The 26,425-nt window shown below is 70.9% G+C and carries 15 protein-coding genes; 7 read left to right on the top strand and 8 right to left on the bottom strand.

Annotation, left to right across the window (positions count from 1 at the left end; translation table 11 throughout):
- Window positions 1-91: 91 nt before the first annotated feature.
- Window positions 92-1,744 carry an alpha/beta hydrolase gene (locus ACZ470_RS15470; RefSeq protein WP_468427402.1) on the top strand — a complete coding sequence of 551 codons (1,653 nt, stop codon included), beginning with the start codon at window positions 92-94 and terminating at the stop codon, window positions 1,742-1,744.
- A 12-nt stretch (window positions 1,745-1,756) separates the two neighbouring features.
- On the opposite strand, the gene ACZ470_RS15465 is transcribed toward ACZ470_RS15470, so the two are convergent.
- Complete coding sequence (locus ACZ470_RS15465; protein ID WP_468427401.1) at window positions 1,757-2,683, bottom strand: RNA polymerase sigma-70 factor; 927 nt, start codon at window positions 2,681-2,683, stop codon at window positions 1,757-1,759.
- Between the two features lie 175 nt (window positions 2,684-2,858).
- Between ACZ470_RS15465 and ACZ470_RS15460 the strand changes: the two genes are divergently transcribed.
- Window positions 2,859-3,347, top strand: coding sequence for a carboxymuconolactone decarboxylase family protein (locus ACZ470_RS15460; RefSeq protein ID WP_468427400.1), 489 nt, complete (start codon window positions 2,859-2,861; stop codon window positions 3,345-3,347).
- Window positions 3,348-3,873: 526 nt separating this feature from the next.
- Here the strand turns inward: ACZ470_RS15460 and drmC are convergent.
- From drmC to drmA, 3 genes are read right to left on the bottom strand one after another with little or no spacing between them, the layout of a single operon-like run.
- The gene (gene drmC / locus ACZ470_RS15455) at window positions 3,874-4,638 is read right to left on the bottom strand and encodes a DISARM system phospholipase D-like protein DrmC (RefSeq protein ID WP_468427399.1); all 765 of its coding nucleotides are present in this window, start codon (window positions 4,636-4,638) and stop codon (window positions 3,874-3,876) included.
- A complete protein-coding gene (gene drmB / locus ACZ470_RS15450; RefSeq protein ID WP_468427398.1) occupies window positions 4,635-6,530 on the bottom strand; it encodes a DrmB family protein in 1,896 nt (631 codons plus the stop codon). The genes drmC and drmB overlap by 4 nt, the downstream gene beginning before the upstream one ends.
- Window positions 6,527-10,351 carry a DISARM system helicase DrmA gene (gene drmA, locus ACZ470_RS15445; RefSeq protein ID WP_468427397.1) on the bottom strand — a complete coding sequence of 1,275 codons (3,825 nt, stop codon included), beginning with the start codon at window positions 10,349-10,351 and terminating at the stop codon, window positions 6,527-6,529. The genes drmB and drmA overlap by 4 nt, the downstream gene beginning before the upstream one ends.
- A 178-nt stretch (window positions 10,352-10,529) precedes the next feature.
- Here drmA and ACZ470_RS15440 point away from each other — a divergent pair, with 178 nt between their 5' ends.
- A complete protein-coding gene (locus tag ACZ470_RS15440; RefSeq protein ID WP_468427396.1) occupies window positions 10,530-12,701 on the top strand; it encodes a UvrD-helicase domain-containing protein in 2,172 nt (723 codons plus the stop codon).
- Window positions 12,702-12,800: 99 nt separating this feature from the next.
- Here ACZ470_RS15440 and ACZ470_RS15435 read toward each other — a convergent pair whose 3' ends face one another.
- Window positions 12,801-18,623 carry an AAA domain-containing protein gene (locus ACZ470_RS15435; RefSeq protein WP_468427395.1) on the bottom strand — a complete coding sequence of 1,941 codons (5,823 nt, stop codon included), beginning with the start codon at window positions 18,621-18,623 and terminating at the stop codon, window positions 12,801-12,803.
- A gap of 286 nt (window positions 18,624-18,909) precedes the next feature.
- Here ACZ470_RS15435 and ACZ470_RS15430 point away from each other — a divergent pair, with 286 nt between their 5' ends.
- The 3 genes from ACZ470_RS15430 to ACZ470_RS15420 all read left to right on the top strand — a co-directional run bounded on the left by ACZ470_RS15430 (window position 18,910) and on the right by ACZ470_RS15420 (window position 23,112).
- Window positions 18,910-19,755, top strand: coding sequence for a ParB N-terminal domain-containing protein (locus tag ACZ470_RS15430; protein ID WP_468427394.1), 846 nt, complete (start codon window positions 18,910-18,912; stop codon window positions 19,753-19,755).
- 119 nt (window positions 19,756-19,874) lie between these two features.
- On the top strand, window positions 19,875-22,424 hold the full coding sequence (locus ACZ470_RS15425) for a GmrSD restriction endonuclease domain-containing protein (RefSeq protein WP_468427393.1): 2,550 nt from the start codon (window positions 19,875-19,877) through the stop codon (window positions 22,422-22,424).
- Window positions 22,425-22,431: 7 nt separating this feature from the next.
- Complete coding sequence (locus ACZ470_RS15420; RefSeq protein WP_468427392.1) at window positions 22,432-23,112, top strand: 8-oxoguanine DNA glycosylase OGG fold protein; 681 nt, start codon at window positions 22,432-22,434, stop codon at window positions 23,110-23,112.
- Window positions 23,113-23,186: 74 nt separating this feature from the next.
- Here ACZ470_RS15420 and ACZ470_RS15415 read toward each other — a convergent pair whose 3' ends face one another.
- From ACZ470_RS15415 to ACZ470_RS15405, 3 genes are all read right to left on the bottom strand, one after another.
- On the bottom strand, window positions 23,187-24,002 hold the full coding sequence (locus ACZ470_RS15415) for a hypothetical protein (RefSeq protein ID WP_468427391.1): 816 nt from the start codon (window positions 24,000-24,002) through the stop codon (window positions 23,187-23,189).
- A gap of 644 nt (window positions 24,003-24,646) precedes the next feature.
- Complete coding sequence (locus tag ACZ470_RS15410) at window positions 24,647-24,922, bottom strand: hypothetical protein (protein ID WP_468427390.1); 276 nt, start codon at window positions 24,920-24,922, stop codon at window positions 24,647-24,649.
- 148 nt (window positions 24,923-25,070) lie between these two features.
- Window positions 25,071-25,724 carry a PASTA domain-containing protein gene (locus ACZ470_RS15405; RefSeq protein ID WP_468427389.1) on the bottom strand — a complete coding sequence of 218 codons (654 nt, stop codon included), beginning with the start codon at window positions 25,722-25,724 and terminating at the stop codon, window positions 25,071-25,073.
- Window positions 25,725-25,989: 265 nt separating this feature from the next.
- Here ACZ470_RS15405 and ACZ470_RS15400 point away from each other — a divergent pair, with 265 nt between their 5' ends.
- Window positions 25,990-26,358, top strand: coding sequence for a hypothetical protein (locus ACZ470_RS15400; RefSeq protein ID WP_468427388.1), 369 nt, complete (start codon window positions 25,990-25,992; stop codon window positions 26,356-26,358).
- The last annotated feature ends 67 nt before the right edge of the window (window positions 26,359-26,425 follow it).

The raw sequence follows: 26,425 nt of genomic DNA, 5'->3' as shown, positions 1-26,425 counted from the left end.
GGCTCGCAGCGACGACACGGCAGGGCTGCGCACCCACCCCGAATGGACGCCACACCATGCGCACCCGGCCGAGCCGCCGGAGGCTGAGGCCATGCCACCGACAAGAGCGATATCCGCCGCTGTCCTGCTGTCCACCGCCGCCCTGCTCTCCTGTTCCCTGGCGGCCTGCTCGCCGACGGCAGGGGACGGCAACCAGGGCGGTGGCGGTGGCACGGCCACCGCCGGACAGGACACAGACCGGATCCGGAACCAGTCCCTGGAGAACCAGTCCCTGGAATGGAAGAACTGTCCCGCCCCCACCCCCATCCAGGGCGGCGGCGAGGCCCCGGAACCCCTGCCGGACGGCACCCGCTGGCAGTGCGCCACGATGCGGGCGCCGCTGGACTGGGAGAAGCCCTCCGGGGAGTCGATCGGCATCGAGCTGATCCGGGCCCGCTCCAGCGGCGACGCGGACGACCGGATCGGCTCGCTGCTCTTCAACTTCGGCGGCCCCGGGGCGTCCGGAGTCACCACGCTGCCCGGCCTGGCCCCCGACTACGAGAAGCTCCGCTCCCGCTACGACCTGGTCAGTTTCGACCCGCGTGGCGTCGGCAACAGCCGGGGCGTACGCTGCCTGGACGCCGACACCGCCGCCGAGTCGGCCGACGAGGTGGACGAGACCCCCGACGACGGCGACGCCGACGAGAACGACGCACTGGTCGACCTCAACCGGCGGACGGCCGCGGCGTGCCGGAAGAACTCGGGCGACATCCTCCCCCACGTCGGTACCACCGAGGCCGCCCGGGACCTGGACCTGATGCGGCACGTCCTCGGCGACGACAAGCTCCACTACTTCGGGATCTCGTACGGCACCGAACTCGGCGGCGTCTACGCCCACTTGTTCCCCGAGCACGTCGGCCGTGCCGTCCTGGACGGTGTCGTCGACCCCACCCGGAACACGATGGAGGAGGCCCTCGGACAGGCCGGGGGGTTCCAGCTCGCCTTCGAGCACTTCGCCGCGTGGTGCGCCGAGCAGGGCTGCGCGCTCGGCGACAGCGCCGACGCGATCGTGGACCTCGCCGTGGAGCTCGCGGCCGCATTGGACGAGGACCCGCTCACCACCTCGGACGGCAGCGACCTCGACGGCGACGAGTTCGTCCAGGCCATCACCGGCGCGCTCTACAGCCAGGAGTTCTGGCCCGCCCTCCTCGTGGGCCTGGAGGCGGCCGTCACCGACAACGGCGACGTCATGCTGGACCTGGCGGAGCTCCTGGGGCAGCACGGCTCCGGCGGTGACCCCGGTGACGACGGCGACCAGAGCAACGAGAACGACGCCTTCCGGGCCATCACCTGCGACGACTCCAGCGACCGCTACACCGTGGCGGACGTGGAGGAGAAGCTGCCCGAGTTCATCGAGGCCTCGCCCCTGTTCGGGCCCGGCCTGGCGTGGGGCACGCTCGACTGCGACGGCTGGCCGGTGCCGGGCGAGGCCGAGCACCCCGAGGTGAGCGCGCCGGGCGCGCCACCGATCCTGCTGGTCGGCAACACCGGCGACCCCGCCACCCCGTACGAGGGCGCCGCCCGCATGGCGGAGCGGCTCGGCGAGGGCGTGGGCCACGAACTCACCTACGAGGGCGAGGGCCACGGCGCCTACGACAGCGGCAACGCGTGCGTGCAGGGCGCCGTCAACGCGTATCTGCTCGACGGCAAGCTCCCGAAGCGCGGCGCGGTCTGCGAGGCGGATCCGCTGCCGGAGGGCAAGTAGGACGCGGGCCGCTCAGCGGCGCAGCGCGGTCTCCCGCTCCATGTGCGAGAGCTTCTCGGGGTTGCGGACGGCGTACAGGCCGGTGATGAGACCGTCGTCGACCCGCACCGCCACGACGGTGTCGATGGCGCCGTCGAGGCGGAGGACGAGCGCCGGATGTCCGTTGACCTGGGCGGGCCGCAGCGACCCTCCGGCGGGGAGCCTGCCCAGTCCGGCGTGCAGCAGGCGGCCCACCTTGTCCGCCCCCACGACGGGGTTGAGGACGGCCTGCTTGATACCGCCCCCGTCCCCCAGGAGGACGACGTCCGGGGCGAGGATGTCGAGCAGGCTCCGCAGATCGCCCGTCTCCACCGCCCGTTGGAAGGCGTCGAGAGCGTGCTGTGTCTCGGCCGGTGAAACGGCCCCGCGCGGCCGGCGCGCCGCGACATGCGCCCGGGCCCGGTGCGCGATCTGACGCACCGCGGCCGGGCTCTTGTCGACGGCCTCGGCGATCTCGTCGTAGTCGAGGGCGAACACCTCGCGCAGCACGAACACCGCGCGCTCGGCCGGTGTGAGGGTCTCCATCACCAGCATCATCGCCATCGACACACTGTCCGCGAGCTCGATGTCCTCGGCCACGTCGGGCGAGGTCAGCAGCGGCTCGGGCAGCCAGGAGCCGACGTAGGACTCCTTGCGGCGGCCGAGCGCGCGCAGCCGGCTCAACGCCTGGCGCGTGGTGATCCGTACGAGGTACGCGCGCCGGTCCCGGACGGTGCCGAGGTCGACGCCCGCCCAGCGCAGCCAGGTCTCCTGGAGGACGTCCTCGGCGTCGGCGGCCGAGCCGAGCATCTCGTAGGCGACGGTGAACAGCAGATTGCGGTGGGCGACGAACGCCTCGGTCGCGGCGTCCACTCCCCCATCGGCCCCGTCCTCCGCGCGCTCGCTGTGCTCGCTCTTCACCGGCTGCTCCCGCCTGTTCGCCTTCCACGGTCCCACGCGCACAGGACGCCGGCTCGCGGCGTTCTGTGACACCCGCATGCGGTGGCGCACGTCACACTTCCTGCGCGTCACAGGTGGCGGGTCCCCGGCATCTCGTGTTCGTCCCGGCACAACGACACGAGTGAGGACGCACGCCATGGACACCCGATTCAATCTGTTCGAGAACGAGCTCGCCGCCAGGTTCGCCAAGAGGTTCGCGGGCGCCGCCCTGGTGATCCACGACTCGCCGCTGCCGAAGTCCACGCAGGAGTTGGTGTCGCTGCGCGCCAGCCAGATCAACGGCTGCGGCCACTGCGTCGACATGCACGTCAAGGAGGCCGCGGCAGCCGGTGAGAGTGCGGTCCGGCTCCATCTGGTCGCCACCTGGCGGGAGTCCACGGTGTTCACCGAGGCCGAGCGGGCGGCGCTGGCCCTCGCCGAGGAGGGTACGCGCCTCGCCGACGCCTCCCAGGGCGTCTCTGACGACACATGGGCCCTGGTGCGCAAGCACTACGACGACGACCAGACCGCGGCTCTGGTCGCCCTGGTCGCCCTGATCAACGCGGCCAACCGCCTCGCGGTGATCGTCCACCAGAAGGGCGGCTCGTACGAGCCCGGCATGTTCGCGGCCGCGGTCAAGAGCTGACCCCCGGCCGCACACGCCCCGGCCCGCGATCGTTCGATCCGGGCCGGGTTCGCCGTGCGCCCGTCCGCGGGCCCATGTTTCGTACGGGGGGGTCCGTGCATCGGATGGGGATCGCGTGGCCCTCGGCCCGCGCCGTGACCCAGCGGGTGTCGATGAAGGCCTCGACGTCGGCCTGTCCGCCGAAGCGACCGTAGCCGGAACTCCGCACGCCGCCGTAGGGGCCTGCGGTTCGTTGGAGGTGTCGTTGGCGAGCGTGACGACCTCGTCGGTGCTGTCGACAGCGTGGACGAGGCACCGGGCCCAAGATCTCGTCGTAGTAGATCTTGATCTCCTTGGAAGTGAGGACGGCCAGCCGGACCAGTGTGCCCGGCGCGCCCCTGCGGTCGGCGGCCTTGTTCACGATCGGGCGGCGGTGCGGCCTTCCAACAGGTGGACGGGCAGCCTGTCCCCTGGAGCCCGCGCCGCGCCGTAGATGTCTGCGTCACCGTAGGCCGTCCGGATCCCTCCGTGGCAGTCGACGGCCAGATCACGGCCGAAGCGGTCTCAGCGCGCCCAGTCGTTGCAACTCCACGATGTGCTCCGCCGCCCGTCGCGGTGCTTCGCCACCGCTCACCAGCACTCCCGCCTCGATGTTCCGGCGGGCCGCGGACTCGGTCAGGTTGGCGCTGCCCAGGAACAACGTACGGCGGTCGGCCACCGCGAGCTTGGCGTGCTGACGCGAGTGAGGGTGGCCGTCCGGCTCGCGAGCCCAGTGCCACAGCCTCGCCCCGGGAACGGAGGCGAAGGCCTCGGCCGGTTCCCGGCCCTTGAGGAGTCCCCTCGCGCCGGCCAGCGTCTCTACCACGACGTGAATCCTCACGTTCCGTTCGGCAGCTGCGGTGAGAGCCCGGGTCAGAGCCGGATACGGGCGGGCCGCGTAAGTCATGGCCAGCAGTTCGTCCCGGGCCTCGTCGATGACGTCGACCAGCACCTGGGCGGTCGCCCGCACCGGCACGCCCGGTGTCGAGGGGCCACTCCACACCGTACGGACCCGCACCCTGTCCCGGGCACGCAGCATGGCCGCGACATACCCCCGCACGTAAGCGGCCGCCTCGGCGAACGGGACCGAGTCCTGCCGCATCGCGTCGTACAGGTCCGCGACGACCGTGTCGGCCCCCGGTGCGGCCAGTTCTGCCAGGGCCCGCTCCTTGGTTCCTCGCCGCGCCAGCAGACCGACGAGGTCCTTGCTCCGGGACAGGCCGAGGACCGCCACGGCGGACTCCACGGCCGTCTCGAACGCGGGCCGGCTCACGGCAGCAGGCCGACCGGTGTCAGCACCTGCTCCTTGTCCCCGGACAGCGGGACGAGGAAGCGACGGTCGAGGAACCGGTTGGCGCGCTCGCACGTGGTCTCGGAGACGAAGAGGCAGACGTGGCAGGCCGCCCCGTGGAGATAGTCACCCGGATCGTGGGGCAGACGCTCCGAGCAGAGCGGATCGGCCGAGCAGTGCCCGGCGTCGGCCAGGGCCCGGCGGACGATCCTGCCGAACTCGCGCTCCTCGGCGAGCGAGACCAGTCCGCCCAGGGTGCCCTCGGAGTCCGGGACGGCCGTGTAGATCAGGATGCCCGTCCTCGGGTTCTGTTCGTCGCCGGCGTAGATCCGCTCGGCCAGCGAGGCCGAGCTGTAGCCGCATTCCAGAGCGATGGTGCGGATCAGCAGGTGGGACAGGGTGTGCAGGGCGATGTAGCGAGCGCCGGGCCAGCCGTGGAAGGGGTCGAAGTCGCTCGTCTTGCGGTCCGACTTCCGGTTGGTCCGGAACCGGCCGTAGGCCTCCCGGTGAGCCTCCATCTGCGGCGACTTCTCCATGCCCGCCACCCACTGCGCCATGAGGTCGTCCCGCACGCGCAGGAAGACACCCTCCCCGCGGACCTCGCTGGCGGGCACCCAGTTCTGCGTGCCCCGGGACAGGTCCACGCGGGTCGCGATCTCCGGGGATTCGGGATCGGGTGCGTCCAGCCGCGTGAAGCCGATGAGGGCGCGCGCCTCGCGGAGCCGCTCGACCTGGCGGACGTCCCCGAGGAGTTCGTCCAGCGGGGCCGGGACGGGGACCGGCCTGAGGGCGAAGTCATCGCTGGGCGGGGGGACCGGGCCGGAGAGCGCCTCCCACTCGGGGCGGAACAGGTCGGCCTGGACGTCGGGGGCGGACGGAGCCGGCCCGTCCGTTCCCTGTTTGCGGGCCGCGAGTGCCGCGAAGACCGCGTCCGCGTCGTATTCCTTGAGGAATCCGAACTGGGGCAGACGCGCCATGAAGGCGAGTTCGCTCCGGTCCTCGACCTTCTCCAGCTCCGGCCAGTGGTCGTCGAGGAGCTTGTCGATGTCCCCGCCCTGCCCCTTGGGGAGCGCGAGCGCGCTGAGAGTGAGCGGGAACCACTGGTTGGAGGCCCCCGCGACCATCAGGACCGGGTCCCGGTCACAGCCGCCCGCTTCATAGGTGCCCAAGTGGGGGTGGCGACCTCGGCAGTGGGGCAAGTGACGCCGGCCGCGTTCGCCCATGGCTTCGCGGATGTTGCGCTTCGCGCCGCAGGCGACACATTCGATGGTGACGTTGGCGGCTTGGTTGCCGCCGTGGTCCTTCATACGCAGCTTGGGCCGCGGCATCTTCGCGCAGGCCTGCCCGTGGTGGACGAAAGGGGTGTACGGGAACTCGTCGAGATGGCCCGCGGTGCAGACGAGGGTGAAGCGGGCCGCCACGGCGAGCGGCGGCTTGCCGCGCTTGCAGTCGTGGACGAACTTGGCCTCGTGCGGTGTGCGCGGGTTGGCGTTGAGGAAGGTGAACTCGTCGGAGTCGACCGCGGCCAGGACGTTGCAGGCCGTGCAGCGCAGCCATTGCGGAAACGGCGCGACAGGCACTCCGACTCCCTGTGCCGCCCAGCCCTTGGGGTCCGTGTCCCCGCCTTCCAGCCAGGGAGCCGCCCGCAGTTGCTCGATCTGTCCTCGCCCGTAGCGCTGCAGCGAGCGGTTGACGGCGGCGCGCAGCCGGGGCTCGTCGATGTCGTAGTCGGTGATGCCGGAGTAGCTCCAGGCGTCGAGGCCCCTGACGAGGACGGAGAAGTTCGGCAGGTCGACGAGCGAGCCGACGCCGGCGGTGAACATGAGGTGGCTGGGGCGGACGGCCCCGACCCGGCGGTTGCTCCTGGTGTTCATCGCTGTGCCTTCCTGGGCGTGTCCGCAGTGGTCGTTCCGTACTCGTCGCTGTCCACGGTGGTCGCGAGATCGGGGTCGGTCTCGGTGTCCGCCGCCCCGAAATTCCAGTCCGGGCCCCCGCCCGAGGGGTTCTCGAGGAAGGCTCCGCCGCCCGGCAGCAGGAGGTTGATCTCGTTCTCCGTCTCGCGCATGGACATGCCGACGGTCAGCTCCGTCCACCGGGATCCGTCGGCCCGCCTCAGCAGCCCGTTCACGACGGTGGTCTTGTGCTTCTCCTTGCGGTAGCCGAGGGCCGAGCTGTTCTCGTCCCGTTTGCGGCGCCACTCGTCCTTCAGCCGGTCCAGCCGTTCGCTCAGGTACTGACGGGGCAGCTCGCCCCCCACCCGTTCGGCGCGCTCCAGGAGCCTGCGCTCCACGTCCCTGGCGAGGGGGCCGTCCAGATCGACGTGGTGGGCGTCCAGGTTGCGCGAGGTGTCGTAGGCCGCCTGACGCAGCGCCGCCACGTAGGTGGCGGCTACACCCCGGTCGAGGGCGCGCCGGGTGAACGGAGTGACGGAGAGGGCCTCGACCTGCCGGTAGAAGGTGGCGTGGTAGTGCTCGAAGTCCTCGTAGTGGGCCAGGTCTCTTGGACGTGACCAGTTGTAGAGGGTGACGACGAGACCGGGCCGTGAGGCATCGCGGCCGACGCGCGAGGAGGCCTGGATGTACTCGGCGGTGTTCTTGGGCTGGCCGACGACCAGCATCAGACCGAACCGCGAGACGTCGACGCCGACTTGGAGCATGGAAGTGGCGAGGACGACGTCCACGGCCTGCCGGGCGATCGGCGTCATGGCCGCGCGGGGTTCCCGCTTCTCCTTCACCGCGACCGCGTACTCCCGCAGGAACGCGCGTCGCCGCTGCGAGGTGTCCCGCTCGGGGTCGAACCCGGTCTCCAGACGCTTGAGGGCGGCACCGATGTCGGAGGAGGAGATGCGTGAGGTGAGTTCCTGGATGCCGAGCATGCCCGTCCGGCTCACGATCCGGTCGGCCAGTGTGGCCCGGCCCCTGCGACTGCCGTTGGAGCGGACCCGGGTCGTGATGTCGTCGTCCATGTAGCGCCGCATGCCCGCGAGTTCGCGCGTCGCGTTGAAGTAGCCGACCAGGGTCATGTACGGGTCCGCCGGCTTGCCGTAGTCGTCGAAGAGCTGCTGCCCGGCGAGGAGCAGGATCTCGGCGACCCGGATCTCGGCGGCCTTGAGACGAGTGCCGTGCGCGCACACGCCCAGGTAGCGTCGGCCCGGATCGGTACGACTCAGTTCGACCTGCCGGGAGAAGAACGTGTCCCCGACGTCGAGGACTTGGGGTGGGAAGACGGCGACCCTGCGCCCGAAGACGCCGAGCACCTGATCGGCTGCCCGTTTGGTGGTCGCCGTCGAAGCGACGATCTTGGGTCCGGCCTCGTGGTGCTGTCCTCGGGCGTCGGTGAAGCTCCAGGTGCACAGTTGGTCGACGGCGGACTCGAAGAGGCCGACGGTGGTGCCGAGGGCGCCGGAGATCAGGTGCAGCTCGTCCTGGATGATCAGGTCCGGGGGCCGCAGGCGCGTCACCGGCTGTGCGGTGACTCCGGGCAGGCTGCCCCGGGCGTTGTGGCGGCTCCCGCAGCCGGTCTTGGCGTCGAGGTCGTCGTGCCGGTAGCCGTGACGTGGGCACAGCTCGGTGACCCTGCCGAACAGCAGGCCGGCGTACCCGTTCCAGGGCAGTTGGGCGAACTTGTCCACGGTGGCGATCAGGAGGGAGGGCGCGAGCCGGTAGATCTCCTCGTCGACGGTGAGCACCGGGATGCCCTCGCCGGGCGATTCCCGCCGGGAGAAGGGGCAGCGGTCCTCACCCTCCCCGCGCGGGCAGTAGAGCAGCACACGGCGCCGCCCTTCGTCGTACTCCATGTGGGAGCGGGCCGTGAGTCCGCTCCCGCACCACGGACAGGTCAGGACCTGAAGGACGCGCGCGTGCTTGTCGCTCGCGTTCTCCCGGGCCTCGGCGATCTGCTCCTTGGCCTCGTCGAACCAGTTCGGTGAGACGGAGGTTCCCACCCACAGGCCGATGCGGAACGGGGTGGCGCCCCAGCGGACATCCCTTGCGAACTCCTCCCGGCGCAGCACTTCGCAGGCGCTGACCAGGGCGGCCGCGCGCTGGAACTGCTGGGCGGTCAGGAGGCGGAGGGTGTAGCGCATGAGGACGCCGACGCCCGCCTCACCGCTGTGTGCCTCCGTGCCCGAGCCGATCGTGCCCTGCAGGCGTCGCAGCGCGAAGGTGTAGGCGGCGAGGCCGAGGTAGGCCTCGGTCTTGCCGCCACCGGTCGGGAAGAACAGCAAGTCGACAAGTGCTTCACGGCCGGTACCGCGATGGGAGTGTCCGGGCCGGCTGAGGGAGTCGATGTTGAGCAGGACGAAGGCGAGCTGGAAGGGGCGCCAGCTCGTTGCCGCCTTGCCCTTGGCGTGGACCTCGTCGTACGCCTCCCGGTAGGAGGCGCGGTCGTCCTCGCGGCCGGCGCGGGCCGACGCGATGGCGGTGTTGCGGCGCTGGAGCGCCATGGCCCGGTTGGCGAACCGGAAGGCCTCCAGGGCCGTGTCGTCGGCCACGAGCCGGTCGATGCCCAGGGTTATCCGGTCGCAGATGTCCAGTGCCTGGTCGATGGCGGCGTCGGCCGATGCGCGAAGGTCGTCGGGAAGCGAGCGGGCCTTGCGACGCTGCTGGTCGAGCCAGGTGCCGTAGCCGTCGGCGAGCGGGGCCAGCGCGGCGCTGAGTTCGGTCCGGCGGGCGGGCACCGCGAGAGCCGCGAGTTCGTCCATGCCGAGTTCGAGGCCGCGGAGCAGATCCTGCTCCTCCACGGTTGGTGCGGTGGTGGCCCGGACGTCGTACTCGGGAAGCCAGGTGGTGGTGAGTCGGTGAGCGTTGCGTTCCCCGTCCCGCACCTGGGCGTGCACGGCGACGTTGCGGCCCTTGGCGTGGCTGAGGCTGTCCCGGTAGAGGAGCCGGAGCCGGCGTTCCTCGGCGTCCTCCGCGCCGTTGCCCCGGTTGACGGGATCGAGCGGGTCGTCGACCGGGAGGAAGACCGCCGCCTGGTCGTCCGGGAAGGCTGTGACGTCGATCTGGGTCTGGAAGAGCCAATGGGCGTCGCGGGCCTCACGGCTGTCCTGCTGCCTGTTCACCAGAGCCAGCTCGACGACCCGGAGGTCCTCGGTCCCGCCTCCGCCGGAGTGTCTGCGCACCTGCACGTCGAGGACGGCCGCTCCCCCCTCGAATTCGACGATCCGGTCCGCCAGGTCCGTCACGTCGATGTCCACCGGGTGCTCCACGGGCTCACGCGACCAGATTCTGCGGGTCGTGCCGCGGTCGGTGGCCTCCTCCGACTGCGTGTAGCGCCCCCAGCGGACGGTGACGCTGAGCGTCCCGACGGAGGCGGGAACCGTGAAGGACAGCCCCATGGACGAGGCCCAGATGTGGCCGGCGGCCTGCGGGGTCAGCCGGTCCTGCAGCTCGGTGTCGTCCCCCTCCTGCTCGTCACCCGACTCCCCGTCCGCGCTCTGGGCGGCCACGAGCGCGATCCGGTCGGCGGTGACGCCCTGGGGCCGCGGACCGAGCATCCCCACGAGATACCGGTCCCGCGGCCCGGACGAGGCGCTCGGCAGGGTCTCGGCCTCTCCGTCCCAGGGGCCCAGCAGATCACGGCGGATGTAGGTCACGAGTCCGTCGCGCACCTCGTACGAGTCCCCGGCGCGGAATGTCTGGGGTACTTCGTCGAGCGGGTGCGGGACAGCGGCCTGGGCGGGCTGGGCCGGCATGCGGTGGGTCCTTTCGGACGGATCCGGTGGAGCACGAACGGGACCGAACGTGCGACAGCACACAAAGAATAGACCGTTGACTCAGTTCACACAACGAGAATCGGATGCTCCGTCACTCCGACTCGCCAGGGTCTCTAGGCTGGTCCCGACCACCGCCCGCCCGTCACCGAGGACGCCGATGCCCCGACTCGCTCTCTCCGACGACTTCGTCGCGGACCTCATCTCGCTGCAGCGACCGGTCCAGAAAGAAGTCGGCGACGCGATCCAGATGTTCCGCAGCATGACCGTGCCCCAGCTCCATGCGAGCAAGGGCATGCACCTGGAGAAGCTCGAGCGGGCACGCGACCCCCGAATCCGCACCATACGCATCACCAAGTTCTACCGGGGTGTCCTCCTGGCCCCCGACGACGGCAGCGAGATGTTCATGCTCCTGCGGGTCGCCCCGCACGACGAGGCGATCAACTGGGCCTGCAAGCGCGCCTACTCGGTCAACAGCGCCACCCGCGGCGTGGAGGTGCGCAACGTAGAGGCCCTCGAGCAGATGGAGACCTACTTCGAGACCAAGGCGGACACCGCCCCCACCCGCCTCTTCGAGGAACACTCCGACACCGTGCTGCGCGACCTCGGCGTCGACGAGCAGGTGCTCAAGCTGGCCCGTGTCTGTGTCACGGCCGACGATCTGACGGTCATGGCACCGCCGATGATGCCCGCCGACCAGTACGAGGTGCTGTGGTTCCTGGCGCAGGGCGAGTCCCCCGAGGACGTCTGGGAGCAGTTGATCGCGCCACGCGGACAGACCGTCCGCACGGCGGAGGAACGACCCGCGGTCACCCTCGCCGAGGCAATCCTCAACACCTCCGACCGCATCGTGGAGGTGACGGGCCCCGGCGAGCTGGAACGCATCCTCGCCGAGGACTTCACCCGCTGGCGAATCTTCCTCCACCCCGCCCAGCGCCGCTACGCCTACCACCCCGGTTTCAACGGCCCCGCCCAGGTCACCGGCGGCCCAGGCACCGGCAAGACGGTGGTCGCCCTGCACCGCGTACGGCACCTGCTGCGCACCGGCCGTGAAGGCGACCGGATCCTCCTGACCACCTTCACCAACGCCATGGCGGCCACGCTGCGGGACAGCCTCGCGCTGCTGCTCGGCGACACCGACGCCCACCTGCTGGAGCGCGTCGACGTCACGACGGTCGACTCCCTCGCCGCCCGGGTCGTCCGGGAGGCGCGGGGCAGTTCCCCGAAGCCCCTGTCGGCCGCCGCCGAGAAGAGCGCCTGGACCCGCGCCATGGCACGCGAGGAACTGCCCTGGACGGAGCAGTTCCTGTCCCAGGAGTTCCGCAACGTCGTCCTCGCCCAGGGGCTGCGCACGCCGGAGGAGTACCTGCGCTGTGTACGGCGCGGACGCGGCACCCAGGTCGGCCGGGTGCAACGGGCCCGGCTGTGGCGGGTGATGGAACGGTTCACGGCGGACCTCGCCTCGCGCGACTCGGCGACGTACACGCAGCTGTGCGACCAGGCGGCGCGTACCCTCGCCGAAGGCGCAGCGCGCTACCGCCATGTCGTCGTGGACGAGGCGCAGGACCTTCATCCGGCCCAGTGGCGGGTGCTGCGCGCCTGTGTCGCCTCCCAGGCCGACGACATGTTCCTGGTCGGCGACCCGCATCAGCGCATCTACGACTCCCGCGTCTCGTTGCGCTCGTTGGGGATCAACGTCCGGGGACGCACCTCCCGGCTCCGCCTCAACTACCGCAGCACGGAGGAGATCCTGCGCTGGTCGGCGTCGCTCCTCGACGGTCAGCCGGTGGGCCGGCTCGGCGAGGACGACGACGAGGACGGCGGCCGGGACTCCCTGCGCGGCTACCGGTCCCAGCTGCACGGCCGCGTCCCGGCGGCGCGCGGGCACGGCAGCCAGGACGAGGAGCTGCGGGCGCTGGTCGAGCAGGTGCGCACCTGGATCGAGCGGGACGGGGTGAAGCCGTCCGAGGTGGCGGTGTGCGCCCGGTTCAACACCCTGGTCGACGCCGTGATCGCCCGCCTGCGGCGGGAGCGCGTCCCGGCGGTGGCCGTCAAGGACAACCCGGGGCCGCACGTCTCCGGTGTCCGCGTGGCCACCATGCACGCGATGAAGGGACTGGAGTTCCGGTGCGTGGCCGTGGTGGGCGTGACGTCGAACGTGCTGCCGTTCGCCCCGCAGGTGACGCCGGCCGAGGTCGATCCCGTCCAGCACCAGTCGGACCTGCTGGCCGAGCACTGCCTGCTGTTCGTGGCCTGCACACGGGCGCGCGACGCGCTGGCGATCTCGTGGAGCGGTGAGCGCAGCCGCATGCTGGACCCGGTGGCCGGCTGAGACATGCGGGCCTCGGTGGCCCGGACCCTACTCCGGGTCCGGGCCGCCGAGACCGTCGCCGCGGAAGGCTCTGCTCCTTCCGTCAGCGCCCTGTGGGCGTCAGGCCCGGATCTCCCGGACGACGACCTCGTGGCTCTTTCCCCGGGAGGCGTCGTACGAGATCGTCCGCCCCGTCGGCTGCCACATCAACGCGTGGCCCAGCGGTGACGACGGGGAGATGATCTCCGCGTCGTCGGTGGGCAGTTCGGCGACGGTGTACAGGGTCGCGTCGTCGGTCCGCCCGTCGAACTCGAGGACGAGCAGCGCACCGGGGTGCACCACCCTCGGCGTCCCCTCCTCCTGGCCGACCCGCACGGCGTCGAGGAAGGTCCGCAGGAAGCCGAGCCGCTTCGTGCGGCGCTCGCGCTGGTCGGCCTGCGTCTTCCTGAGGAAGACGAGGTTCGCCGGGTCCGCGTCCACGGGTGTCTCGTCCGGGGCGTCGATGGCGGCCTGCAGCCCCTGCATCTCGCGCACCAGCCGCTGGAAGGCGGCGGCGGGGATCTCCCGAACCGGCAGGGCGCCCTGCTCGGTGGAGGGCGCCGGACGGGGAGCGGGCTCCGCGACCGCCTCCCCGGTGGGGTCCGGCCAGGGCATGCGCGGATCCTCGGGTGCGACGGCGGAGAGCTCCGTCACCTCCGGCGCCGCGTCGGGCGCGGGACCCGGGTCGTGCGAGCGCTCGTCCTCCCGCGCCTCCTCCGTTCCGTCGTCCTCGTCCCGGCCGTCGGCCGACGGCACCTGGGGATCCGCCGCCGCCTCGGGAGAGCCGCTCCCTTCCGGTTCCGCGGGAGGCGGCTCGATCCCCAGCCGTTCCAGCTCCGCCCAGAGCGGGGCGAGCGCCTGCTCGCGGTCGAGGTGGAAACGGCTGCCGCGGATCCGGACGAAGGTCCAGTCGACGCGTTCCAGGTCGCGCTGGCGGGCGGCGGCGGTGGACGCGTCCTCGCCCTCGGCGAAGGCGTCGCCGTCGCAGGCGACCGCGAGCCTGCGGGTGCCGCCCTCGACGACCAGGTCGATGGTGTGGCGGCCCACCCGGTAGCCGGGCCGCACCCGGTGACCCCGGGCCGTCAGCTCCAGGTACACCTTCTGCTGGAACAGGCTGTCGAACGCCTCGTGGCGTACGTCGGGCAGCACCTCGCCCTCGACCGCGACGGTGTCCTCCTCCGCGGGCCGGGTGAGGTGGTCGAGCCACCGCCGGCGCAGGTCGTTCTCGTGGAACTGCTCGGGCCGGGCGCTGTGGAACACCCACACCTGGTCCTGGGCGCGGGAGGCGGCCACGTTGAGCCGCTGCTCGTACGTCTTGCCGTTGAAGCCGCCCGGTACGGTCCCGGCGGCGGTGGTGGCCGAGTTGACGCAGGAGACGAACAGGACGTGCCGCTCGTCGCCCTGGAAGTCCTCGGCGTCGCCGACCCGGATCCGCCGCTCCTCGCGCTGCTCGTAGTCGAGGCGTTCGGCGAGCAGGTTCTCCAGCTCCGTCAGATGGCCCTTGGCCCCGCGGAGGCTGATGACGCCCATGGTCTTCCCCTCGTACGCCGGGTCGGCGCAGCAGCGTACGACCGCGTCGACGAGGGCCTCGGCCTCGGTGGTGTTGACCAGCCGGTCGCTGCCGCCGACGGCCGCCCCGTCCTCGACGTGCACGGTACGGACCGGGGGCAATCGGTCTGCGCCGTATTGCCGCAGCGGCTGGAGCCGGCCGTTGTAGCAGAGGTCGTTGGAGAAGGAGATGATCTCCGGCATGCACCGGAAGTGCTCCTTGAGCATGAGCGTGCCGCGGCCGGCGGAGAGGGCCTCGGTGAGGTCGAAGAAGCTGGAGTCGGGACCGAAGAGGCTGCGGACATCCGGCTCGAGCGCGGTGAGCAGCCGGTCCCGCAGGTGGAAGTACTCGTCCTGTTTGAGGCCGACGTTGGACGGGCTGACCTGCTTGCTGTCGCCGACGATCACCATCCGGTCGGCGAGCCAGCTCAGCAGCATGGCCTCCAGGCCGGACTGGCTGGCCTCGTCGACGATGACGACGTCGAACAGGCCGGGCCGGTCCATCGGCACGGTCTCCGCAACCTGGTGCAGCGGCATGATCCAGGCGGGCACCGCCGTCTGCGCCTTGCGCAGCGCGGCCTGGGCGTCCCGCCGGTAGCGGTGCTGGTACTTGCCTTTGATGCGGCGGGCGGCCTGCTGGTACGCGCTGAGGGCGCGGGACTGGTCGCCGGTGAGCAGGCCGAGGCAGCGGTGCCAGGCGCGGGCGGCGGCCAGCCGGCCGAGCGTGATGCGTGCCTCGTCGTCGGCCTCCGTCAGCCGCTTGCGCAGGGTCCGCTCGGCCTCCGGGTCGGTGAGCCGTTCCATGCGGTCGCGCCACGCGGACCAGGCCCAGGCCTCGGCGAGCAGCGGCAGCCGGTCGTCCCACGCGGTGTCGTCCGGGGAGCCGGTGACGCGCTCGGCGAGTGAGGGGAACGCCTCCCGCACGCGGGTGAGCGCGGCGTGCTGCTCGGCCCGCAGCCGGGCGGCTTCCCGAACCTCGGCCATCTCGTCGCTGAACTCCCGGTAGCCCTGAGGGTCCCGGGCTCGCACGGCGTCGAGTGCACGGGCGACGGCGGGTGCCACGCCGCGCCGGTCGTTCCAGGAGCGCAGCAGTTCCTCGGTGTCCGCGATCACCTTGCGGGACCGCTCGGCGGCACGCAGCGTGGTCGCCGCGCGCAGCAGGGCGCGTACCGCGTTCTCGACCGGGAGGTCGTGCCAGGTAGCGACGGCGAGTCCGGGCGAGGTGGCGGCGGCGGTGAGCACGTCGGTGCGGGCGGCGGCGACGGCGAGCAGGGCCTCGAGCACGTCGGCGTCCTGCCGCAGACGGGCCAGGCGCGGACCGTGGCCCTGCCACGCGCCGGCGGGGGCGCCCCACTCGGCCTCCACCTGGGCCAGGCGCAGTTCGAGCTGGATGCGGGCGACGACGACCGCCGCGGTGGCGACGTCCTCGGGGGACCGTCCATCGACCCGCACGGACTGCACGAACCCGCCGACGGCCTTGGCGAGTTTCGAGCGGGTGCCGAGCGGTCCGCGCAGCTTCTGTCCCTGGACGAGGCCGTCGTGCAGGGCGGTGGCCTGGCCGAGCGCGGTGGCCGGGTCGTACTGCTCCAGGCCGCTGACCATGGCGGTGCCCAGCGTGGCGAGCGAGGCGTCGAGCGCCGCGAGGGCGCCGGTGACGGCGGCGTGCCTGCTGCGCGCCTGCCAGTCCTGCCCGGCGGTCACCTCCCCCAGGAGCGCTCCAGCCCACTCTCCGGCGGCGGCCGAGAGGGCGGCGGCACGGGCCCTGACGGCGGAGAACGCGTCGAGGGCCGTCGTCAGGCGCTGCTGTTCGGCGTCGCTCAGACCCCGCACGGCCGTGTCGTACTGCCGACTCAACGGGTCCTGCCGCACCGCCTCGTGGGCCTCGTCCGCGGAACGCACCGCGGTGACGGCCTCCTCGAAGTCGCCCGCACCGGGCAGTTCGGAGGGACCGGGCACCTCGGCCGCGAGGGCGCGGTGGTGCGGCGTGAAGGCACGCGTGGCGTGCAGCAGCCTCAGTGCGTCGTCGGCGGTCAGGGAGGGCTGTTCCTGAGGAACCCGCCCGAGCCAGTCGTACCGCTCCGTCTCGGCGGTGAGGCGCTCGGCGATCTCCTGGAGGCTGCCGGTGTAGTCGCCGATCTCCGCCTCGAAGCGGTGGGTCTCCTGCTCGCGCAGCACGGCGAGGTCGCGCAGCATGGTCTGCTGGGCCGACCGGGCCGCGGCGAGCCGTGCCTGGAGCGTACGGATGTCCTTCTGCGACGCCTTGGGATCGTAACCGGCGTACTCGCTGAGGATCCTCTGCACGGACGCCTCGAGCTCCCGCTGGGCGGCCGCGCCGTCCTCGGTGCGGCTCACGCACAGGTCGCGGATGTTCTCGGGCAGCTTGTCCCGCAGGACGCGCAGGGCGCGCGGGGTGTGGCTGGTGATGAGGACCCGCTTGCCCTGGGCGAGCAGGTCCGTGACCAGGTTGGCGATGGTGTGCGTCTTGCCGGTGCCGGGCGGTCCCTGCACCACGACGAGCCGGTTGGCGCGCAGGCGTTCGGCGATGGTGCGCTGCTCCTCGTTGGCGGGCAGCGCGAAGTACATCTCGTCGGTTCCGGCCTCGGCGCCGTCGTCCTCGGCCGCCGCGAGGTCGGCGGCGGTCAGCGCCCCGTCGCGGCCCGCGATGTAGCCGAGCAGCTCGGTGGGAGACGTGCCGGCGTCGATGTGGCGGGCGATGGCCTTGAGGGCGTCAAGTGTCGAACGGCGGTTGCGCTCCCGCAGAACGAGCGCGGGGGTGAGTCCCACCTGGGGCACGTCGAGCGTGCGCGGCCGGGCGCGTTCCACGGTCGGCGAGTAGCCGCCGGCGCTGTGCGCCGCGTTGGTCCAGCTGCGCAGGGCGGTGTGTACGGCGTCGAGGTGTGCCGGGTCGGTGACGTCGGAGGCACCGTCCAGCGTGTCGACGATCTGCTCCCTCACCGCGCCGGGCACGTGCTGGGCGCCTTCCAGCATGCCCTCTTCCAGTTCCAGGCCCACACCGGTCGGGTCGGGGGCGGCGGTGAGGGTGCCGGTGACCGGGTCGAGGTGGAGGGTGGCGCGGTGGGTGACGAGGTGGCGTTCCACGCGCTGGCCGGTGGTCGTCTGCCAGGTGAGCCGGCCGAGCCCGAGGACGAGTTCGTAGGCCTCGCCGAGGTTGGCGGCGTCCTCGTGCATCTTGTGCAGGCGGTCGTACAGCCTCACGACGGGATCGATGGCCCGCCGCCGCTCCGCCCAGGCCAGCCACTCCTGCTCCCAGGCGGCGTACAGCTTCTCGATCTTCTCCCGCTTCGGGTGGTCGTCGAGCTCGTGGTACGTCTTGTCGAGGGGAATGCCCTGGGACCAGTCCGGGAACTCCGGCTCGATCCGGCGGCGCAGGTGCGGGGCGCGGGTCTGCTTGAAGTCCCGGATGCGGGTCTCGTCGATCCAGGGCGCGAGCAGGGGCTCGGGGTGCGGGGCGTCCTCACGGTCGGGGCGTTCGAGGGTCAGCCAGGCCGGTTCCTCGGAGTCGAGGGCACCGTCGAGCATCACGGCGACCTCGGGGGCGTCCGGCAGTTCCTCGAACCAGACGGTGCCGGCGGCGCCGTCGAGCGTGCGGACGGGGCGGGTCTTCGACTCCTCGGCCTCGGCGAGGAACCGGAAGATCTGGCGGACGCGGGTCGCGTCGAGCTCGTCGGGGGACGGGTCCTGGGCGCGGGGGACGAACCCGGTCGGCGGCGTCACGAGGGGCGTGGCCGGACGGGGGCCCGGCCCGGCGGGCTGTGACGGTACGGCTCCCAGCACGATACGGGCCGTTCCGTGGCCTTCGTCCCCGACGTCGGTGAACAGGGACGGCTGCCGCTCTCCGAACAGCGGCGCCTGGTCCGGCAGCCGGCCCGCCCGGGCGGTCGCGGGCGCCGTGGCCCTGGCCGTGGTGAAGGTGACGCTCTCGCGCTTGTGGTCGTACGGGAACCGGACCTCGATGTCCAGCTCGGCGGCGGTTCCCGCCGGGATGCTGTAGGCCCAGGTCGCTGACGCGCGGCGGCCTTTGCGGAGGGTGCCTTCGAGTCCGTCGTCGAGCAACTCGGTCCGGTAGTCCCGCACCTGCCGTGCCGTTTTGCCGTAGGGACCGCCCCGCACGAGCAGGGCGATGCCGTCGACATCGATGGGGTGGGCCGTGCCGTTGCTCAGGTACAGCGTGCACCGGACCAGGTCGTCGCCGTGGCGGTACCCGTCGGAGGCCTCGGGGTCGACCAGTTCGTACGGCACGACGTCGTCCACGCGCACGTGCAACCCGTCGTCGTACTGGTAGACCGATCCGACCGGCTGCATCTCGTCGCCCAGGCCGTATTCACGCTGGCTCACGCGCCACCCCACTGCTGTCCGGAGCCACATGCGTGGCCGCTTGGTGTCATCCCGCCCCGGCCCACCCGAGTACGTCTCCGCCCCCAGCGCATCGCCTCAAGTGTGAACTGAGCACACGGGCCGAGGGTAGCAGCAGGCCTCCGAGCTTCACTGCGCCCCATGGAACAGCATTGGAATCATTGACACAAGCCTTATTGCATGTTGACTCTGTTCACAGTTCTAGGCCAACATGGCATCGCGGTCACTCGTACAGCTCCAGGCAGACGCCACAGGAAGGCCATGCGCCATGCAGATGGAAGTGCTCCATGTCAGTCCAGAGCTCGCGACGGAGTGGCTCACACGCAACACCAGCAACCGACCGCTCAGCAAGGCTGCGGTGCAGCAACTGGCGGGCCGTATCCAGCGCGGCGAGTGGCAATTGACGCACCAGGGCATCGCCTTCGACGAGGACGGTGTACTCATCGATGGCCAGCACCGCCTCGCCGCGATCGCCAAGGCGGGGATCACCGTGCCCCTGACCGTCACCCACGGCGTCCCGCGCACCGCGTTCACGGTGATGGACACGGGCCGCAAGCGCACCGGCCGGGACGCGCTCGCCCTCGCGGGCGAGGCCAACGCCACACACCTGGCAGCGGCCCTGCGCGGCCTGCATCTCTATCTGAACGCGCCCAACTCGTCCTGGAGCGGCGGATCGTCGGTGACCAGCAACGACCAGCTCCTAACCATGCTCGACAAGCACCCCGGCATCCGTGACGCCCTTCAGCACGGCGTCACGCTCAACCGCGCGTGCCGCATCACCGTCACGGCGGCGACCATCGGCTGGTACGTGACCTGCGAGGCACGACCTGACGTCGATCAGGGCTCCTGGAAGGAGGGCATCGTGACCGGCGCACGCCTGGAGCCCGGCGACCCCCGCCTGACCTTGCGCAACACGATGCTCAACCTCGCCACGGGCACGTCGCACCGTCGCCGGGACGACTCACGCGAGCACCTGCTCTACTACCTCAAGGCCTGGAACGCGTGGGCCGAGGGCCGGTCGATCAAGCTGCTGCGCCGGTCCCCCAACGAGACGATGCCCCGAATCTCCAAGCAGGCGGCAGTTCTCACGCACAAGGTGCCCCGCCAACCGTAAGAGCCACGACCTCACCACCATTGACTCAGTTCACTGTAGATTGAACGACCATCGTCACTGTGGCTTGGATCACCGGACAAGCCGTCAGGCTGCGCCCAACCGGCAGGGAAAGGAAGTGCATGCGCGCGCAGGAGATCACCTTCCTCAAGCTCGTCCAGGGGGACAAGCAGTTTCAAGTCCCGTTGTACCAGCGGACGTACAGCTGGGGCAGGGAGCAGCTGAAACGACTCTGGGAGGACATCGGCGAGCTCGTCGAGCAGCATCTGTCGGGTGAGGCCAGTGCCCCGCACTTCCTGGGCTCCGTGGTGCTCGCTCCCGGCCAGATCCAGGCCGGCGGTGTGCAACGGTGGCTGGTCGTGGACGGTCAGCAGCGGCTGACGACACTGATGCTGGCGTTCACCGCGCTGCGCGACCACCTCAAGGGAACGGGTGATGCGCGCGGTGTGGACAGGGTGCACCGGCAGATACTGGTGAACGAGTTCCATGAGGGCCTCGATCACTACCGGCTGCTCCCGACGCAGGCCGACCGCGAGGCGTACACAGCTTGCGTCCAGTCCCGTGCGGAAGCCGGTGGCAGCGACAACATCGGTGCCGCGTACCGGTTCTTTCTCGGTGCGCTCGCCGAGGGGCAGGAGGCCGCCGGCGACGACCGGTGGATCGCCACGGTGGAGACCGTCCTCAAGGACCTGCTGTCCATCGTGGAGATCACCGCGGAGCCGGGTGACAACGTCTACCGGATCTTCGAATCGATCAACAACACGGGCGTCGGACTGAGCCAGAGCGACCTACTGCGCAACTACGTGTTCATGCTGTTGCCCAAGCGGGGCGAACGGGTCTACCAAGAGCTGTGGCTGCCCATGCAGCAGAGCCTCGGTCCCAAGAACCTCGAACTCCTCGTCTGGCTGGACCTTGTGGTACGGGGCCACCACAAGACCAAGCAGAGCGAGATCTACCGAGAGCAGCAGAAGCGGCTGCAGCCGATGACCGGTGACGAAGGGGCCTTGCAGCGCGAGATCGCACAACTAGCCGAACGCGCAGGTCGATTGCTGCGCATCATCCAACCGCACCGTGAGAGTTCACCTGCGCTCCGCGCCATGCTGGAGCGCCTGGCAGCCTGGGGAGGTCAAACTCACTACCCGCTGGCGCTGCACTTGTTGGACCTGGTGGACACGGAGGCCACGACAGCCGATGACGCTGCAGAGGCTCTTCTCTGCGTCGAGTCCTACCTGGTGCGTCGGGTGATCTGCCAGACACCGTCCAACAACCTGAACCGCATCTTCATGGACGCGCCGAAGGAGCTGGAGACCGACCGTCCCGCCGCCGAGGCAGTCCGGCGGTTCCTGTCCGGCGGGCGCCGCCGATGGCCGAGCGACGAGGAGCTGCGCGAGGCGATCCGCAGCAAGCCGTTCTACTGGAGCGGCCGGCCTCCGCAGCGGAGTTACATCCTGCGCCGGCTGGAGGAGAGTTACGGTTCTAGCGAGCCGGTCGACTTCGTGAAGGCGTCCCTCAGCGTCGAGCACATTCTTCCGCAACGTCCGACCTCGGCCTGGTTCGATCTGCTCGCCGACGAGACCGAGCCGGACCAGAGTCCCCAGGAACTGCACGACCTGCTGGTCCACACACTCGGCAACCTCACCCTCACCGGGGACAACACCAAGCTGTCCAACAACCCGTTCGAGCGCAAGCAGCAGATCCTCGACTCGAGCGCCCTGTACATGAACCAGGAGATCGCTGCGGAGAAGCGCTGGGGCAAGGCCGAGATCCTGGCTCGTGCCGACCGTCTGACGGAGCGGGCGGTGGACTTGTGGCCCGGCCCGATCGGCGGGGTCAAACCGACGGGCGAGGAGTGGCCGGGCTGGGCAGAGCTGCGAGCCACCCTGGTGGCGATGCCGAGCGGTACGTGGACGACGTACGGAGATGTCGCCGAACTGATCGGCAGCCACCCCGTCCCGGTCGGTGCGTACCTGGGCTCCAACCCGACGGCGATCGGGGCCTACCGGGTCCTCACCGCGGACGGCAGGATCTCCCCGGCGTTCCGCTGGGCGGACGGCAGTGACCGGCCGTCGCCGCAGGAACTGCTGACGAGCGAAGGGGTGAAGTTCGACCCGTCGGGCCGGGCCCACGGTGCGCAGCGCCTGAACGCGGCGGAGCTGGCGACCCTGCTCGGCAAGGACGTCACGCAGCCCGCCTCGCACGACCCGCTTCCCGACGGGGAGGACACGGCGGCGGCCGAACGCTTCCGCACGCAGTTGCGGGAGCACTGGCCGGAGGCTTCCGCCGAGGTCCTGGGCGCGCTCGACTTCTGGCGTCTGCAAGGGGGCTACGTCACCTACGGCAGGCATGAGGAGACGAGTTGCTTCCCGATGCTCGACGCCGGCACGAGCCGCCGCCCCCACCTGATCTGGCCCATGGCGATCTACCCGGTGAGCGGAACGGTCGAGGTCGTCTTCCAGTACCTCAAGGACCGCAGTCCCTTCGACGACACGGAACAGCGCCGCGAGCTGCTGAACCGCCTCAACAAGATCGAGGGTATCGACCTGCCCGAGGCGAAGCTGGAACTGCGTCCGTCCTTCCCGGTGCGGGTGTTCGCGGAGCACGGTGACGAAATCTGCGGTGTGCTGGACTGGTTCGTCACGGCGGCGGCCCTGGACCTGGCACGGAGGGGTTGAGGTGCCGATGTCGGAGCTTCCGGCCGACCTCGTCGTCCCTCCCAGGGATGACGTCCTCGGTCAGGCGATCCCCTTCGACCGGGGACGATGGCTGCCCCGTATTCCCGACACCACCTGGTGGCCCGCCGAGCTCGACGCGTGCCCGCGCCTCGGCCGGTGGCCACGGGTGGACCGCCGCACCGTACTGGGCATGGCCGGCGGGGTCGGCACCGTCGAGGGACGCAGACATCTGCTGGTCGCTGCCCTGGTCTGGGGCACTGGCACCAAGGCACGGTCGGTGGGCCGGCAGGGACGTGTCTTCGCGAACAGCTCAGCCGCGCACATCGACGACCGGATCGCCACCGCTGTCACTGTACTGCGGGAGAAGGGAGCCGTCGCCGCCTACTACGCCTGCTACAACGACCAGCGCATCGCGTACCTGGGTCCGGCGTTCTTCACCAAGTTCCTCTACTTCGCCGGCCACGAGAACCCCACCGGCCACCGTCGCCCCCTCATCCTGGACAGCGTCGTGTCACGTGCGCTCAGGGACCGGAAGGCCGTCGCGGAGGACTGGCCGCTCAACGGCTGGACCACGAAGCAGTACGCCCACTACCTGGACATCGTCCATGAGCAGGCGGAATCGGCGGGAGTGATGCCCGATGCCGTGGAGGCCGCTTGGTTCGCCCACGGCAGACGACTCCCACCCTGACGGCACTGCCGTTCCGCCCCCCGCGCTCCTCCTCGCTGAATCCCCGGACGAGTCGCCGACCCGGTCCCGGACGCCTAGGTGACCGGGTCGCCCGGCTCGTCGGTCTGGTTCCGGAACCTGCCGGAAGTCGTCGAGGGCGGCGCCGAACTCCTTGGCGCGACATGGAAGGTGACTCTGTCCCTCCGGGCCGTGGACACGGCCCGGCTCCCGGCGGCAGCGTCGTACCGGTACAGACGCCGGGCCAGGTCCACGCCCTCGTCGAACAGCCCTCGCACACGCTCCGCGAACAGATGGGTGCGGAACTCCCAGTAGACGGCCGAGCGCACGGTGAGCACCCGTTGCAGTCGGACCAGTTCCGCCAGGTGATCCGGACTTCCGGCCGCGCGGAGCGCCAACGTGTCCACCTCGCCCCGGAGAGTCTCACGGCTCTGGAAGTACTGCCGTTTGACGTCGGGCGACCAGTGCAGGGGTGCGGTGCCGACGGGCGGGCGCGGCTCCCCTGGCACCGGCCGCTCGCTGTCGGCGCCGGACATGAAGAGCAGGACGACCCAGAACGAGGCCTGGTATCCACTCCACGACTTCCGCTCCCCGTGGGCGGCCAGTTCGGTCAGCACGGCGAGCGCCTCCTGACGGACGGCAGCCGCCTCGTCGTGCCGCACGGCGCGGTCGAGCATCTGCGCGTACCGGATCAGCACGTAGAGATGACAGGCCAGCGGTCCTCGGTCGCTCGCGGCCTCCATCGCCTCCATGCCGGCCAGTTCCTCCATGGCGGTCAGCGCTGCGGCGGACCGGCCGGCGGCGTCGAGGGCGGCGGCCCACTCAGGCAGCGACCAGGCGAAGCCGCCGCTCCTGGGGCCGTCGGGCCGTTCCTGGGCCACCGACTCCGTCAAGGCGTCCGCAGCCTCCGCGTAGCGGCCCTCCTCGGAGAGCCCGGCAGCCCATGGGTCCAGCCTTTCACCACCCCGTCACCGGACGACTCGGCCTGCGTCCGGCCGATGGAGAACCTCTCGGCCCGCAGGGCGACCCCTTCGGCCCGCCTGCCGACGGCATAAAGCGCCCGCTGACATCGGTCGAGCGCCCCGTACAGAAGGTCTCCGCGCGAGAGGGTTCGGCGGGATCGACGGCGCGGGCGGCGGCCACGGCCCCCTCACGCAGAGCGAGACAGGCCTCGGGCAGAACGTCGTAGCGGCCGTCGAAACTGAGGCGTTGCAGGACGCGGACCCGACGCGGCAGATACGCCGCGGGACTGACCCGGGCGAGCACCCTGTAGGCCTCGACCTCCTCGCCGGGGTCCGTCGTCCGGATGCGAGCATGGTGTTCCGCGCTCGCACAATGTCGTCCTGATCGACCTCTGAGGCTTGGTCCTGACGGAGATTCTCAGCGCCGAGGACGGGTCGGGAAAGGGCTGGGGGCTGTGCTGTCCGTCCTACGGGATCAGCCTTTGAGTTGTCATGACGGGGGAGTCTTCGCTCCGTGCCACCAGTGGCCGAAGCCGCGCGGGCAGCCCGTGCCCGAGGTGCCCGCGCAGGCCGTGTCACCCGGCGTTCTTCTCAGCCCAGCCGGCGAGTCCGACCATGCCGCCGCTTTCCGCAGCCGCCAGCCCCTCTCGGGCACGCTCGATCGCCTTGGCGAACGCGTCCAGGTTCTCAGCCGAGAACATCATGATGACCGTCGAGTCCTCGAACGTCTCTTCGTCCTCGTAGTGGGCCGTCACCACAGCCCGGTTGCCGAACTTGGGATCGTTGAAGATGCTCAGCGCGGCGGTGGCGCCAATCTGCGCCTCGACCGTGTCCAGGTTGATCGTGAACATGAAGCCAGTCTCCGTTCGTCATCGGCGGGGGCCTTCCCCGCACAGTTGCGTTCGAGCACGGGGACATCCCGTGAAGTGGGGGGTGCGGGAGAGGTTCGTCCGCCGAGGCGAGGAACGGGCCCCGATCTGCACCGGGGCCGACACGCGGTCAGCAGCTCTCGCCGAACTTGACGGCCCCGATCGTCACCGGCTGTCCGTCGAGCTCCGCGCCGGGCGCCGGGTCGGTCGAGCAGACCTGCCAGTTCGACTCGACGAGCACCATCCGGTCCTGGCCGGACACGTCGTCGACCGTGATGCTGGTGGAACTGTCCAGTGCCTGGCGGGCGACCTTGACGGACTTCCCCGTGAAGTCCGGCATGGTGGAGCCCGCCTTCTCGGGTTCACCCCGGTCACCGCCCGTGGGGCAGGTCTCCTCGAGCTTGACGGTGCCGAAGTCGACCTTCGTGTCCGTCGCGTGCGCGCCGGGTGCCGGGGTCTGGGAACAGACCTTCCAGCCCCGGTCGAGGATCTGGTTGCGGCCCCGGCCGAGCGCGTCGTGCGACGTGAGGTGGTAGAAGCCGGCGGCCTGCGCCTCGTCCTGGGCGCTCTGCAGGCCCTTGCCGACCATGTCCGGCAGCGTCGCGGAGGACTCGGCGCCGGCCGAGGGTTCCTGGGCCGCCTCACCGGTATCGGCGGCCGGCGTATCGGGAGCCGACGGGGCGGTGGACGTGGAGCCGTCCGTGCCGGTGTCGGCGGTCGGACCGCAGGCGCTGAGCGCGGCGAGCAGCAGCGCCGCGGCTGCGGAGACTCGGATGATGCGCATGGTGAACCCCAAGGGTGTCGCAGAGGAGAGTGGCCCGTCGTGCGGACGCGAGCGGGGCACGTCGCCCCGCCGGTCGAGCCCGGCAAAGTGGTCCACCGGTGCGCGTCGGACTTGGTTCGGCAGCACCGGCCGGCCCAGTATGCAGTCCGTGCACTCAGTTCACAACTCTGTGCTAGAAATTCGACGTGCACCCCTGCCCTTCGGCGCGCGGGGCGCTTAGGCTCTGAGCCGGTTCGGAGCCGAACACCGGGGTGGGGAGAGGGCGATGAAGAAGGACACGCTGGAGTACGAGCGGGCGCTGGACGCCGTGGTCGACATCCTGCGGGAGCGGGCACGCGCGGGCGCGGCACCGCTGACGTACGGCGATCTCAGCACGGAGTTGGCTCGGCGGGGCCACCACATCCCCGCCTTCGAGGGCCCCATGCCCCACCTGCTCGAGGACGCCTCCGTCCGGGAGAGCCCGGACGGGTCACTGCCCCTGCTCTCGGCGCTCGTGGTTCTGCGGGAGACCGGCCGGCCGTCCGGCGGCTTCTTCAAACTGGCCCGGCGTGCACCGTACAAGCGGCCCGGCGACGACATGGCGCTGTGGGTCGAGGAGATCAACCGGCTCGCACGTCACTTCTCCGCTCGCTGAAGGTTTGTCGACAGGGGCGGGACGGACCGCCGCAGTCCCGTACGAAGGAACGATCTGTGAGTGAGAA

It is taken from the genome of Streptomyces sp. NPDC031111, assembly GCF_055570675.1.
This window is presented reverse-complemented; position numbering and strand designations above follow the sequence as displayed.